This window comes from Allobosea sp. TND4EK4, assembly GCF_900156025.1.
Classification (GTDB): Bacteria; Pseudomonadota; Alphaproteobacteria; order Rhizobiales; family Beijerinckiaceae; genus Allobosea.
Window position 1 is genome coordinate 853,391 of sequence record NZ_FTMO01000001.1, and the last position, 13,604, is coordinate 866,994.

Consider the following 13,604-nt stretch of genomic DNA (forward strand, 5'->3'; position numbering starts at 1 on the left):
GTCAACGCAAGCCCGTGCTGGGAGCAGGTTCCGCCTTCACGGCCGGTTTCTCGCCGTCGACCAAGCCAAGATCGACCAGAAGCCGCTTGGTTACGGCCTCGCTGAAGCCCTTGCGCATCAGAAAGCTCTGCGGGTCGCGCCCGAACAGCGGCACTTCTTGAGCGAGCTTGTGCAGCGCTTCCCCGCGCGCTTCGGCATCGTCGTTCCTTGCCGCATGGAGAGCCTGGGCGAGCAGGCCCAGCGGGCTCGGATCCGTCGCCAGGACGGCGAAGTGCGTGTGTGACTGCTTGACCGCCCCATTGAGATAGGCGGCGAGATAAGCGTAGAAATCATACCATGGGGGCCGGCCGGGACAGTACTCCAGCGCGCGCTCAAGCAGCGGCAGACCTTCCGAGGGGCGGTTCATCCGCACATAGATCGCTCCGAGAATCGCCATGATCTGGGGATCGTAGGGATTGCGGCTCAGCGCGGCCTTTCCCGCCGCTTCGGCATCGCTTCTCTCGCCGCGCAGGAACAGCGCCTCCGCCACGATCTGCTGCGCCCGCCCCGAGGATGGCGCCAAGCGCTGCGCGGCGAGCGCCGAAGCCAGCCCGCGGCTCAGCGCCTCGCCCGTTCCGTCCCGGCCCGAGGCATGGTCCCTCAGCAGCAGGGACGCCATATGCGCCCTCGCCGGATAGAAACCCGGATCACGCGCGATGATCCGCTCCAGGCATTCGCGCGCCTCCTGATGCCGTTCGGCGGTCATGAAGCGCTGATAGTCCAAGGCCTGGTAAATGCAGTCTGCCGCAGGTGTGACCATGTTCTGGCGTCCGTCCGCCTGGATAATGCCGAATGGCTCCACCAGCCTCGCGGCGATCCGGCGGATCCTGTCCATCAGATCCTGGTCCTCGAGGACCTCGCGCATCGGACGCTCGCTGGAAGCCGTCCAGATGATCCGCCCGTCCTTCATGGTCCGAAGGCGGCCAAAGGTCTGGGCGCTGCCTTCGCTTGCCAGCATGTTGAGCTCGAGCACGTAGTCCGCGTCGTCGGGGATCGGCGCACCCGGTGGAGGCACCTTGACGATGGCCAGGTCGTCGAAACGGGCCATCACATCGACGAAGACGTTGACGGAACGCTGGACGAGATCCGCCAGGGCTGGATCGGCCGGGGCCGGCCCGACGATGACAGCGACCGTCGGCAGATCTGGCCCATGGGCCACGGCCCGGTCGGTGACGCGCTCCTGCTCGCCCCCGAAAAGCGCAGGCTCGAGACGCAGGACGGCAAAGCCCAGTACCGAACACAGAAGGGCAGCCAGAAGGGCGAGCAGCCAGGCTCGGCTTCGCCGAGTGGCACTGCCGGCTTCTGCCTCGACCTTGCCGGGGCGCCGGGCTGCCGCCGACATCCCCGGCACCGGCAGATCGAAGGCAGGGACATAGCCTCCGACGGGGATCGAGATGCGCAAGGGATCGTCGCGCCCCTCGTCGATATAATACTGGGTGAGCGCCCGTCTCAGGCGCCCGGCCTCGACGCGCACGATCGGATCGCTCTGCGGATCGAACTCGGCCGGCCGCCCCAAAGCCTCGACCGCGATCGTATAGCCCTTCAGCTCCGAGCGCCGCCCCTCGAGCGTCCGCTCGACGATGAAGCTCAGAAAGGCCGATAGCTGGGGCGCAGCCCGAAAGGTCTCGGACGCGAGGACACGACCGAGACCGCCGCGAATCTGCCGCGCGGCCTCATCGTCCGGCCGCTCATTGCCGTCGGCGCTGTCTCCCATCGCGTTCAGTTCGGTCCGTCCAGTCTCGCCCGGCTGGGCGCCGGTTATGTCACAGTCGCCGGCTGGCGTCCTGCCGGGTCAGGCGGAGCACCATCCCAGCCATCGCATGGGCGCATGCCATGCCGCGCTTGCGCGGCAATTTACAGTCCCGACCGTCCTGCTAGGTTGAGCGAACGTTAATCCAAGGATGTCCCGATGAACGCCGCCTCGAACGCCGTGCCGAACGATCTCGAAGCCTTCTGGATGCCGTTCACCGCGAACCGGTCGTTCAAGAAGAACCCGCGCATGGTGGCCCGCGCCGAGGGCATGTTCTATTATACGCCCGATAACAAGCCGGTGATGGACGGCACGGCGGGCCTGTGGTGCTGCAATGCGGGCCATGCGCGCGAGCCCATCATCCAGGCCATCCAGGCTCAGGCGCGCGACCTGGATTACGCGCCCTCCTTCCAGTACGGCCATCCCAAGGTGTTCGCCGCGGCGGCGCGGATCGCGGCGCTGGCGCCGGGCGACCTCGACCATGTCTTCTTCGCAGGCTCGGGCTCGGAAGCGGCGGATTCGGCGCTGAAGATCGCGCTCGCCTATTGGAACGTCTCGGGCAAGGCCTCGAAGACCCGCCTGATCGGGCGCGAGCGCGGCTATCACGGCGTCGGCTTCGGCGGCATCTCGGTCGGCGGCATGTCGAACAACCGCAAGTTCTTCGGCTCGCTACTGACCGGCGTCGACCATCTCGCACACACCTATGACCGCGAGAAGCAGGCCTTCAGCAAGGGCGAGCCCGAATACGGCGCGCATTTCGCCGACGATCTGGAGCGCATCGTCGCGCTCCACGACGCCTCGACCATCGCGGCGGTGATCGTCGAGCCGATGGCGGGCTCCACCGGCGCGCTGCCGCCGCCGAAGGGCTACCTCAAGCGCCTGCGTGAGATCTGCGACAAGAACGGCATCCTGCTGATCTTCGACGAGGTCATCACGGGCTTCGGGCGCCTTGGCTTCGCCTTCGCGGCCGAGCGTTACGGCGTGATCCCCGACATGATCACCTTCGCCAAGGGCGTGACCTCCGGCACCGTGCCGATGGGCGGCGTGATCGTGCGCAAGCATATCTACGAAGCGTTCATGGGCGGGCCTGACAACGTCATCGAGCTGTTCCACGGCTACACCTACTCCGGTCACCCGCTTGCGGCCGCGGCCTCGATCGCCGCGCTCGACATCTACCGCGAGGAGGGCCTGTTCGAGCGCGTGCGCGGCATGGAAGGCGCCTGGGCCGACGCCGTGATGAGCCTCAAGGGCGAGCCCAACGTCGTCGATATCCGCACGCTCGGCCTCGTCGGCGCGGTCGATCTCGCTCCGCGCGCGGATGGCATCGGCAAGCGCGGTTACGAGGCGATGGACCGTGCCTTCCGCGAGGAAGGACTGATGATCCGCACGGCAGGCGACACGCTCGCCTTCTCGCCGCCGCTGATCATCACGGAAAGCCAGGTGGACGAGTTGATCGGGAAGCTGAGGCGGACGATCCGGGCGGTGGCCAACTGAGAGGCGCACCTCGCGTCATTGCGAGGAGCAAAGCGACGAAGCAATCCAGGGGCAAAGGCGTCGACGCCTCACCCGGTTCTCCTGGATTGGTTCGTCCCTGCGCTTCTCGCAAGGACGATGAAGTGCCTTAACCGCGCCCCAGCTTGCCAAATCGCTTCACCACCCTCTCCCGCTTCAGCCGCGACAGGCGGTCGATCCAGAAGATTCCGTCGAGCTGGTCGATTTCGTGCTGGTGGCAGATGGCGCGGAAGCCTTCTGCTTCTTCCGTCTGCGGCGTGCCATCCAGATCGCAATAGGCGATTTTCACGCGCGCCGGCCGCTCGATCTCCTCGGTGACGCCGGGCATCGAAACGCTGCCCTCGGCATGGCGGATCGTCTCCGTCGACGCCTCCAGCACCACCGGGTTGACGTAGACCGCGACCTCGCCGGGTGTCAGCTCCAGCACGACGATGCGCAGCGGCACGCCGACATGCGGCGCGGTGATGCCGAGGCCGGGCGCGGCGCGCATGGTGTCGAGCAGATCTTGCGCGAGCGCCCTCAGATCCGCGTCGAAGCTGGTGACGGCTTGAGCCGCCAGGCGCAGACGCGGATCGGGGAAGCGGACGATCGGCCGGATGGCCATGGCGGCGGCGCTCAGGCCGCTGCCTTCTTCTCCGCCGCGCCGTAGAAGCTCTCGCCGGTCTTGGCCATGCGCTTCAGCAGCCGGTTCGGCTTGAAGCGCTCGCCATGGCGCTTGGCCAGCTTCTCGCAGAGCTTCACGAAGGCCGCCGCGCCCATATTGTCGATATAGGAGAGCGTGCCTCCCGAATACGGCGCGAAGCCGAAACCAATGATCGAGCCGACATCGGCCTCGCGCGGATCGGTGACGACGCCTTCCTCATAGGTCTTCGCGGCTTCCAGCGCCTGGGTGACGAGCAGGCGCTGCTTCAGCTCTTCCATATCGACGAGTTCGGGGGCGAGCCGGCCTCCCACAATGTCGGCGAGGCCCGGCCAGAGCCGTTTCGGCCCGGACTCCGGGTAATCGTAGAAGCCCTTGCGGTTCTTGCGGCCGAGGCGGCCATTCGTCTCGACCATCTCGGTGAGCAGCTTCTCCTGGGCCGGATCGATGGCGCCCGGCCCGAGCTGGGCCTTCGTCGCCTTGACGATCCTGAGGGCCAGGTCGATCGCCACCTCGTCGTTGAGCGAGAGCGGGCCGACCGGCATGCCGGCCTGCTTGCCGGCGGCCTCGATCATCGCCGGCGGCACGCCTTCCATCAGCATCAGATGGCCTTCGCGGAGATAATTGCCGACGCAGCGATTGGCATAGAAGCCGCGGGTGTCGTTGACGACGATCGGCGTCTTCTTGATCGCGCGGACATAGTCCAGCGCCATGGCGAGGGCCTTCTTGCCGGTCTTCTTGGCCATGATGACCTCGACCAGCAGCATCTTCTCGACGGGCGAGAAGAAGTGGATGCCGATGAAGTTCTTCGGTCGCAGGCTCGTCTCGGCGAGGCCTGTGATCGGCAGCGTCGAGGTGTTGGAGCCGAAGATGGTCTTCGGGCCGACCGCGGCTTCCACCTGGGCGATCACCTCAGCCTTGACCTTCGGATCCTCGAAGACCGCCTCGACGATCAGGTCGCAGCCCTTGAGGTCGGCATAGTCGGCCGTGGCCTTGATGCGCGCGAGGAGCGCGTCGCGGTCGGCGGTCTTGGCGCGGCCCTTCATGATCTGGTCGGAGACCAGCTTGTGGGAATAGGCCTTGCCCTTCTCGGCCGCCTCGACGTCGCGGTCGATCAGCACGACCTCGAGCCCGGCGAGCGCGGTGACATAGGCGATGCCGGCACCCATGAAACCGGCGCCGACGACGCCGACCTTCTTGAGCTTGGATGGCGGAACGTCGGTCGGACGACGGGCGCCCTTGTTGAGCTCCTGCATCGAGACGAAGAGCGAGCGGATCATCGAGGCCGCCTCCTTCGTCCGCAGGATCTTGGCGAAGTAGCGGCTCTCGACCTTCAGCGCGAGGTCGATCGGCAGCTGCAGCCCCTCATAGACCGCCGAGAGGATGGCGCGAGCCGCCGGGTAATTGTCGTTCGTCTCGCGGCGGTAGATCGCATTGGCCGGCGGCCAGATCTGCATGCCGGCCGGGGAATGCACCTTGTTGGAGGGCAGCTTGAAGCCCTTCTGGTCCCAGGGCTGCGTTGCCTGCGGGTTAGCCTTGAGCCAGTCCCTGGCGTTCTGGACGATGTCGGCGCGGGGCGCGACTGCATGGACGAGGCCTGAGTTGCGCGCCGGCAGCGACTTCACCTGCTCGCCCTTGAACATCATCTGGAGCGCGTCACCGGTCTGCATCAGGCGCGAGACGCGTTGCGTGCCGCCGGCGCCGGGGAACAGCCCGACCTTGATCTCCGGCAGGCCGACGCGCGTCGAGGCATCGTCCGAAACGACGCGGTACTGGCAGGCGAGGGAGAGTTCGAAGGCGCCGCCGAGGCAGACGCCGTGGATCGCGGCGGCGAACGGCTTCCCGCAGGTCTCGAGCTTGCGGTAGAGCAGCGAGAGCTTGCGGCTCTCGTCGAAGAAGCTCTGCAGCGCGACCTGCTCGCCCTTCTCCTTCGCCAGCTTCACATAAAGATCGCGCAGGCCCTGGAGCATGGTCAGGTCGGCACCGCCGGAGAAGCTCTCCTTGCCGGAGGTGATGACGCAGCCCTTGATGGCCTCGTCCGCCACGACGGCGTCGATGATCTGGTCGAGTTCGCCCATCACCTCGGGGGTGATGACGTTCATCGAGCGGCCGGGCATGTCCCAGGTCGCGACGGCAATGCCGTCGGCATCGGTCTCGAAGCGGAAATTGGTGAGGTTCATCGTCATTCTCCTCAAACCCGCTCGATGATGGTGGCGACGCCCATGCCGACCGCGACGCAGAGCGTCACCAGCGCGGTCTGCTTGTCCTGCCGCTCCAGCTCGTCGAGCACCGTGCCGAGCACCATGGCGCCGGTGGCCCCGAGCGGGTGGCCCATCGCAATGGCCCCACCGTTGACGTTGAGAACGTCGTCGTCGATGTCGAAGGCCTGCTGGTAGCGCAGCACGACGGACGAGAAGGCTTCGTTCAGCTCGAACAGGTCGATATCCTTCTTCGACATGCCGGCTTTCCGCAAGACGAGCTCGGTGACGTCGACCGGGCCGGTCAGCATCAGCGCAAGGTCGGAGCCGATCGTGGCGAAGGCCCTGATTCGGGCGCGGGGCTTCAGGCCCGCCGCCTTTCCGGCCTTCTTCGAGCCCACGAGCACGGCGGCCGCGCCATCGACGATCCCGGAGGAATTGCCGGCGTGGTGGACGTGATTGATGAACTCCACATCCGGATGCGCCGCCGTCGCCACCGCATCGAAGCCGCCCATCTCGCCCATCTGGACGAAGGAGGGCTTGAGCGCTGCGAGCGTCTGCATGTCCGTGTTCGGCCGGATCGTCTCGTCGCGGTCGAGAATGGTCAGACCGTTGACGTCGGTAACCGGGATGACAGAGCGCTTGAAACGCCCCTCCTGCCAGGCCCTGGCGGCGCGCTGGTGCGAGCGCACGGCGACGGCGTCGACATCATCGCGCGAGAAGCCGTATTTCGTCGCGATCAGATCCGCCGAGATGCCCTGCGGCATGAAATAGGTGTCGATGGCGACCGACGGATCGACCGCGATTCCGAAGCCGGAGGCGCCCATGCCGACGCGGGACATCGACTCAACACCGCCGCCGATCGCCATCTCCTTCTGGCCGGACATGACCTGCGCGGCGGCGAGGTTCACCGCATCGAGGCCCGAGGCGCAGAAGCGGTTGATCTGCACGCCTGGCACCTCGTGGCCGTAGCCGGCCTTGAGCGCGACCGTGCGGGCGATATCGGCCGCCGCCTCGCCGACGGGATCGACACAGCCCAGCACCACGTCCTCGACGAGGAGCGGATCGAGGTCGTTGCGCTCCCTGATCGCGCGCAGCGCCTGGGTGCCGAGCTCGATGGCCGTGACCTCGTGCAGCGAGCCGTCGGCCTTGCCCTTGCCGCGCGGCGTGCGGACATGGTCGTAGATGAATGCGTCTGCCATCAGGGGCCTCCCGGGTTTCTTATGGGGCAGTCGGCAGTGGGTGTGCGCAGATTACGACTGCCCGCCGCCGACTGCCTACTGCCTCTTTCAGAACTGCTCGGCGCTCAGCGCCATCGTCGAATCGGCTCCGGCCGTGATCCGCGCCAGATGCGCCGCCGTCTCCGGCAAGGTCCGCTCCATGAAGAAGCGGGCCGTGACCAGCTTGGCGTTCATCCGCTCCGTCGCGCCGTTTGCGCCGGCCTTGAGCTTCTCCTGCGCGGCCTTGGCCATCTTCGCCCACATATAGCCGAGCGAGACGAGGCCGAGCAGGTGCATGAAGTCCGTCGCGCCGGCTCCGGCATTATCGGGCTTGGCGAGCGCATTGTTCATGAACCACATCGCCGCCTGCTGCAGGTGGCCGAGCGAAACCTGGAGCGGCCCGAGCAGAGGCTTCAGCCCCTCGTCCTCGGCATTGTCCTTCAGGAAGCCGCCGACCTCGTTGAAGAAGGCCATGATGGCGCGGCCGCCATCGCGGCCGAGCTTGCGGCCGACGAGGTCCATCGCCTGCACGCCGTTGGCGCCTTCGTAGATCATCGCGATGCGGGCGTCGCGGACGAACTGCTCCATGCCCCATTCGGCGATGTAGCCATGGCCGCCGAACATCTGCTGCGCCTTCACGGCGTTGTCGAAGCCGACATCGGTGAGCACGCCCTTCAGCACCGGCGTCATCAAGCCGAGCTGGTCGTCCGCCGCCTGCTTCTGAGCGGCATCGTCCGAGCGATGCGCGATGTCGGAGGCCAGCGCGTTCCAGATCACGAAGGCGCGGGCGGCCTCGTTGAAGGCCTTGATCGACATCAGCGTGCGGCGCACGTCCGGATGGACAATAATCGGATCGGCCGGCTTGGAGGGTTCCTTCGCGCCGGTCAGGGAGCGGCCCTGAAGGCGGTCCTTCGCATAGGCGACGGCGTTCTGATAGGCGACCTCGGACTGGGCGAGACCCTGGATCGCGACGCCGAGGCGGGCCTCGTTCATCATCACGAACATGGCGTTGAGGCCCTTGTTCTCGGCCCCGACCAGCCAGCCCTGCGCGCCATCGTAATTCATGACGCAGGTGGCGTTGCCGTGGATGCCCATCTTGTGCTCGATCGAGCCGCAGCTGACGTGGTTGTTCTCGCCCACGGAGCCGTCCGCGCCGACCTTGTTGCGCGGCACGACGAAGAGCGAGATGCCCTTGGTCCCGGCCGGCGCGCCTTCGATGCGGGCCAGGACGAGGTGGACGATGTTCTCCGTAATGTCCTGCTCGCCGGCCGAGATGAAGATCTTGGTGCCGGTGATGGCGTAGGAGCCGTCGCCATTGGGCACGGCCTTGGTCTTCAGCAGGCCGAGATCGGTGCCGCAATGCGGCTCGGTGAGATTCATCGTCCCGGACCAGGTGCCGTCGATCATCTTCGGCAGATAGGTCCGCTTCTGGTCGTCCGACCCGTGGACATAAAGCGCGGCGATCGCGCCCATGGTGAGGCCCGGATACATGGCGAAGGCCATGTTGGCCGAAGAGGCGTATTCGTTGATCACGGCGCCGAGCGTGTAGGGGAGCCCCTGCCCGCCATATTCGGGGTCCATCGCCAGCCCGATCCAGCCGCCGCCGGCATAGGCTTCATGAGCCGCCTTGAAGCCCTTCGGCGTGGTGACGCTGCCATCGGCATTGCGGGTGCAGCCCTCCTGGTCGCCGCTATGGTTCAGCGGCTGGAGGACCTCCTCGCAGAGCTTGGCGCCCTCGCCGAGAACCGCTTCGACCACATCGGCGCTGGCGTCGGCGAAGCCGGGCAGGTTGTTGTAGCGCTCGATGGCGAAGACGTCGTTGAGCAGGAACAGCGTGTCGTCGACGGGTGCCTTGTAGACCGGCATTGAATCCTCCCTCGCGTCGCGGCCGAAGGCGCATCAGCCCTGCGGCTCAAGATAGTTCATATATAAACAATCTGACTGGCTTTGCAATGGGCCTGCTGACGGCTCCTCGGTCCGGCGCTCAAACAAAAAAGCCCCGTCCTCGGCGGACGGGGCCTGCCAAGGCAGGTGCCTGAACTGCGCTCAGGCTTTCGGCACGCGCCCGAGCGAAGCCTCGAGCTCCTTGATCGCATCGTCGATCTCGCCGCGCTGCTTGCGAAGCAGTTCCAGCTGCTCGACGATCTGGTCACGCGAGAGATGCAGGCCGCCGACGGAGGCTGCTCCACCGGCATCGTTCTTGCGATCCTCGTTGGCGAGCATGGCGCGGATCTCGACGAGCGTGAAACCGAGCTGCTTGCCCTTGAGGATGAGCGCCAGACGGGCGCGATCCCTCGCAGAATAGATGCGGGTCATGCCGGAGCGGGCCGGCGCGATCAGACCGCGCGACTCGTAAAAGCGCAGCGTCCGGAGGGTGACGCCGAAATCACGAGCGAGGTCACTGATCGTGAAGCCACCATCGGCTTCAGAGGTGGGCTCTGAACGGGCTTCGAAATTTGTGGCACCCGCCAAAGCGGTGCTGTGGCGCGACATGAAGGGGGGATTTCCTTGAAAGAGGGAGCGCCTGCGGCTGCACGAGCCTGCGCACTGGACTCAAGTCATAAGCGATACGCCAAGCCTTGTCCTAGCGTCAGTAAAGGGACGGAGTTGGGAGGTAAGTTACCGTTATCTGAACCTCCTGAGCCCGGGCCCGACCTCATCAACCCGAGAAATTAACGGTTCGTCCGGAATTCTTAACCGGCTGTTTACCATGACCGCCAAATGTCGGGATCGCGAGCTTCAATCGTCGATTCCTCAACGGACTCTTCACGGTTGTCGGTGCGCGCGGGCGAGCAGAAGCAGGGAACTGCCGCTCCGCACAAGAACGGCCCTGCAGGCGAGCAAGACAATGGCGAACAGCTTGCCCTGGAGCGTCAAGGGCGTCGATCCAAGGACCCGCGATGCGGCAAAGGCTGCGGCGCGCCGCGCCGGCATGACGCTGGGGGAATGGCTCGACACCAAGATTCGCGTCGAGGCCGAGGGTGGCGTGGCGGAGCCGCAGCAGCCCGAGCAGCTTGACATCGCCGCTCTGTCCGAGCGGCTGGCCCGTCTCTCCCAGGTGCAGACGCAGACTGCGCGCCCCAAGCCCTCTCCGCCGCCCGCGCCCGACCGCAAGGAGGTCGAGGTTCTGGTGCGCCAGGCCGAGACGATGGAGAAGCTGACCCGCGAATCGAGCCAGCGCACCGCCGGCGCGCTCGATTCGATCACGCGCTGGATCGAGAAGACCGAGGACCGTCTTGCGGTCGGCGAGCGGACGGCGGCGGAACGCCAGGAACGCGCCACCAGCGTCATCGCCGAAGCGATCAAGACCATGGGCGAGCGCATCGCCGAGATCGAACGCCGCGGGGCCGAAGCGCAGCTCGCGGCCCGCGAGCAGCCTGCACCGCGCCTGGCCTTCAGCCGCGACGGGCTGGCCGCCGCTGTCACCGATATCCGCACGAGGCAGCGCCTCCTCGACAGCGACGAGATCCCGGCGCGGAGCGCCGCTCCCGCGGCGCAGGAGCGGATCGCCGCGCTGCGCGAGGACCTGCGGGCGCTCGGCTCGCGCCTCGGCACGGCCCCCCCGCCCCGCCCGGCGGCAAATCCCGAGCAGCCGGCCTACGCGCCGCGCGAAGACACCGCGGTGCGCGCGATCGAGGCGAAGATATCCACGCTCGGCGAACAGCTCGAGAAGCTCGCCCGGCGCGACCATTTCGAGCCGGTCCTGAAGCCGCTCTCGCGGATCGAGGCCGAGGTGGCGCGGCTTTCGCAGGACCGCGCCGGCGAAGCCTATCAGCGCTTCGAGCTGGAGATCGCGCATCTGGCCGCGAAGATCGACGCGCTCGCCGCGCGCGGCGGCGAGGCGGGCAATCTGGCTCCTCTGCTCCGCGACATTGCAGACCTGCGTGAGGTGATCGCCGCCAACGGCCATGACGGGCGGCTTGAGGATCTGTCGCACCAGATCGCCTCGCTCAGCTTCGAGGTTGCGCGCCTGCGCGAGGTCCAGCCGGACCTGCGCGAGATGCGCGGCCTCTCCTCGGCGATCGAGGATGTCCGCAGCGCCGTCCTCGGCAGCCAGTCGCGGGACCTCTATTCGGGTCCGCTCGCCGAGCTCGGCAGCCAGATCGACGACCTTGCCCGCAAGCTCGACGCCCTCGGCAAGAACCGCCCCGGCGACCATATCGACGGCCGTATCGACGCGCTCCAGACGCGACTGGAACGCCTGGCGGAGGAAGGTCCGGCCGCCGTCACCCGCCAGCTCGATGCGCTGGGGGCCCGGATTGACGCCCTGGCCGCATCGAGCCAGTTCAGCGGCATGGCCGGTGAAAACGGCGCACCGGCGGATCTCGGCCCGATCGAGGCGATGCTGCAGCGGCTCGCCGACAAGATCGACGAGGCCGGTGCACCGGGCGCGGGCCATGATTCGTTCGAAGCGCTCGAACAGCAGATCTCCGGCATCGCGGCCCGCCTCGACGAGGTCGCGGCGACGCGCAACGCCGAGAGCGGCATCGAGCGGACTCTTCAGGATCTGGTGACCCATCTGCGCTCGATGCGCGAGGAGACGTCCGCCGAGCGCGCCGCCCTCGCCAAGGCGACCAGCGCCACTCCGGCCAAGGGCATCGCCGAACTGTCGACTCTGGTGACCGGGCTGCGCGACACGCAGGTTTCCACCGAGCGGCAGACGCAGGACACGCTGGGCGCCGTCCACCACACGCTCGAAGCGATCATGGGCCGCCTCGTCAGCCTCGAAGGCGAGCTGCTGTCGGAGCGCAAGCCCGCCCGCCCTGCCGCCCCCCGGGCCGCCGAGCCGCAGGCGAAGCGCCCTCCGGCGCCGGAGATGCGCGAGCCGGCGCTCGTTGCCACCGCGGAGGATCGCAGCCCGATCGCCGTTCCGGCATCGGTGCGGGCCGAGCCCACGCTCGACATTGCGAACTCCGCCTTCGACCTGCCGCTGGAGCCCGGCTCCGGCCGCCCGCGTCCTGAGGCCGGCCCGGCCGGCAACACCGATGCGCAGTCGATCCGCCAGAGCCTGATTGCGGCCGCCCGGCGCTCAGCCAAAGCGGCCTCGGAAGCTGCGGCCACTCCGTCCGGTGCCGCCGACGAGCCGGCCGCCAAGGCCCCCGGCCGGCTGCGTGAGATCATGGCCAAGCGCAAGCGCCCGCTCCTGCTTGCTCTGGCCGCGGTGATTCTCGCCATGGGCACGGCCCATGTCGTCACCGGCGCCCTGCGCGGCGGCCCTGCCAGCACCGCGCACAACGACGTGCCCGCGCTGCCATCCGCGGCCCTGCCGGACGCCGGCTCCCAGGCGCCGCTGCCGGCCGATCCGGCGCCGGCCAAGGACAAGTCCTCCGCGCTGCCTGCCGAAGGCACCGCCGCGGGGGCGGCCGCCGAGGCCGAGGCCGCGAACCAGACGGCGGGCCTCGCCCCGGCAGCCGGGATGCCTCCCGTCACGGTGCAGCAGGCCCCGTCGGAGCAGCAATCGGCTGCAGACGCCCTGCAGCCCGTCACCGGCCTCGGCGATCTGCCTGCCGGGCTCGGCGGTGCCGGGGTGCGCAAGGCAGCGCTCGGTGGCGATGCCCGCGCGGTCTACGAACTCGCCACCCGCGCCGCCGATGGGCCAGCCGGCAGCCGCGATCCGAAGCTCGCCCTGCGCCTGTTCGAGCGCGCTGCGGTGGCCGGGCTCGCACCGGCGCAGTTCCGCCTCGGCAACATGTTCGAGAAGGGCGTCGGCACGCAGCGCGACCTCTCGCTTGCCCGGGTCTGGTATGAGCGCGCGGCGGAGCGCGGCAACGCCAAGGCGATGCACAACCTCGCGGTGCTCTATGCAGAGGGCGCGGCCGGCAAGCCCGACTATGCCTCCGCCACCCAGTGGTTCGCGAAGGCCGCCGAACTCGGCGTGCGCGACAGCCAGTTCAACCTCGCGGTCCTGCTCGGACGCGGCCTCGGCGCGCCGATGGACCTCGCCCAGTCCTATGTCTGGTTCTCGGTCGCCGCAGCCCAGGGCGACGAGGACGCCGGCAAGAAGCGCGACGAGGTCGCGCAGCGCCTGAAGCCGGAAGAGCTCGCCGTCGCCAGGAGCCGCGCCGCCGGCTGGCACCCGAAGACGCTGAACGCCGCGGCCAACGAGGTCGCGCCGCCGGCCAAGGGATGGGACGCCGCGCCGACGGCCGCCGCAGACAAGGCGGCCCGCCCGGGCAAGCCGGCCCGCAGCTGAGTGGCGGCCGTCTTGGCGCCGACATGTTGACGCGGCAACCTAAAGAATAGTC

At 67.8% G+C, this 13,604-nt stretch carries 8 protein-coding genes; 2 read left to right on the forward strand and 6 right to left on the reverse strand.

What is annotated here, in order from left to right:
* Position 1 precedes the first annotated feature (1 nt).
* Positions 2 to 1,753 carry a tetratricopeptide repeat protein gene (locus BW981_RS04125; RefSeq protein ID WP_076436399.1) on the reverse strand — a complete coding sequence of 584 codons (1,752 nt, stop codon included), beginning with the start codon at positions 1,751 to 1,753 and terminating at the stop codon, positions 2 to 4.
* 195 nt (positions 1,754 to 1,948) lie between these two features.
* Here BW981_RS04125 and BW981_RS04130 point away from each other — a divergent pair, with 195 nt between their 5' ends.
* Positions 1,949 to 3,283, forward strand: coding sequence for an omega-aminotransferase AptA (locus BW981_RS04130; protein WP_076436401.1), 1,335 nt, complete (start codon positions 1,949 to 1,951; stop codon positions 3,281 to 3,283).
* 127 nt (positions 3,284 to 3,410) lie between these two features.
* On the opposite strand, the gene BW981_RS04135 is transcribed toward BW981_RS04130, so the two are convergent.
* From BW981_RS04135 to BW981_RS04155, 5 genes are all read right to left on the reverse strand, one after another.
* Positions 3,411 to 3,905 carry a peptide deformylase gene (locus BW981_RS04135; RefSeq protein WP_076436403.1) on the reverse strand — a complete coding sequence of 165 codons (495 nt, stop codon included), beginning with the start codon at positions 3,903 to 3,905 and terminating at the stop codon, positions 3,411 to 3,413.
* Positions 3,906 to 3,916: 11 nt separating this feature from the next.
* Positions 3,917 to 6,121: a 3-hydroxyacyl-CoA dehydrogenase NAD-binding domain-containing protein gene (locus BW981_RS04140; RefSeq protein ID WP_076436838.1), complete on the reverse strand. Its 2,205-nt coding sequence runs from the start codon at positions 6,119 to 6,121 to the stop codon at positions 3,917 to 3,919.
* An 11-nt stretch (positions 6,122 to 6,132) separates the two neighbouring features.
* Positions 6,133 to 7,341, reverse strand: coding sequence for an acetyl-CoA C-acetyltransferase (locus BW981_RS04145; RefSeq protein ID WP_076436405.1), 1,209 nt, complete (start codon positions 7,339 to 7,341; stop codon positions 6,133 to 6,135).
* 87 nt (positions 7,342 to 7,428) lie between these two features.
* The gene (locus BW981_RS04150) at positions 7,429 to 9,225 is read right to left on the reverse strand and encodes an acyl-CoA dehydrogenase C-terminal domain-containing protein (protein WP_076436407.1); all 1,797 of its coding nucleotides are present in this window, start codon (positions 9,223 to 9,225) and stop codon (positions 7,429 to 7,431) included.
* A 180-nt stretch (positions 9,226 to 9,405) separates the two neighbouring features.
* Positions 9,406 to 9,852, reverse strand: coding sequence for a MerR family transcriptional regulator (locus BW981_RS04155; RefSeq protein WP_076436409.1), 447 nt, complete (start codon positions 9,850 to 9,852; stop codon positions 9,406 to 9,408).
* Positions 9,853 to 10,207: 355 nt separating this feature from the next.
* Between BW981_RS04155 and BW981_RS04160 the strand changes: the two genes are divergently transcribed.
* The gene (locus tag BW981_RS04160) at positions 10,208 to 13,552 is read left to right on the forward strand and encodes an SEL1-like repeat protein (protein WP_076436411.1); all 3,345 of its coding nucleotides are present in this window, start codon (positions 10,208 to 10,210) and stop codon (positions 13,550 to 13,552) included.
* The last annotated feature ends 52 nt before the right edge of the window (positions 13,553 to 13,604 follow it).

What these genes read in the sequence shown, in the direction of transcription:
- BW981_RS04145 (WP_076436405.1), bottom strand. Translation starts at nt 7,341, where the DNA reads ATGGCAGACGCATTCATCTACGACCATGTCCGCACGCCGCGCGGCAAG.
- BW981_RS04160 (WP_076436411.1), top strand. Translation starts at nt 10,208, where the DNA reads ATGGCGAACAGCTTGCCCTGGAGCGTCAAGGGCGTCGATCCAAGGACC.
- BW981_RS04125 (WP_076436399.1), bottom strand. Translation starts at nt 1,753, where the DNA reads ATGGGAGACAGCGCCGACGGCAATGAGCGGCCGGACGATGAGGCCGCG.
- BW981_RS04130 (WP_076436401.1), top strand. Translation starts at nt 1,949, where the DNA reads ATGAACGCCGCCTCGAACGCCGTGCCGAACGATCTCGAAGCCTTCTGG.
- BW981_RS04150 (WP_076436407.1), bottom strand. Translation starts at nt 9,225, where the DNA reads ATGCCGGTCTACAAGGCACCCGTCGACGACACGCTGTTCCTGCTCAAC.
- BW981_RS04140 (WP_076436838.1), bottom strand. Translation starts at nt 6,121, where the DNA reads ATGAACCTCACCAATTTCCGCTTCGAGACCGATGCCGACGGCATTGCC.
- BW981_RS04135 (WP_076436403.1), bottom strand. Translation starts at nt 3,905, where the DNA reads ATGGCCATCCGGCCGATCGTCCGCTTCCCCGATCCGCGTCTGCGCCTG.
- BW981_RS04155 (WP_076436409.1), bottom strand. Translation starts at nt 9,852, where the DNA reads ATGTCGCGCCACAGCACCGCTTTGGCGGGTGCCACAAATTTCGAAGCC.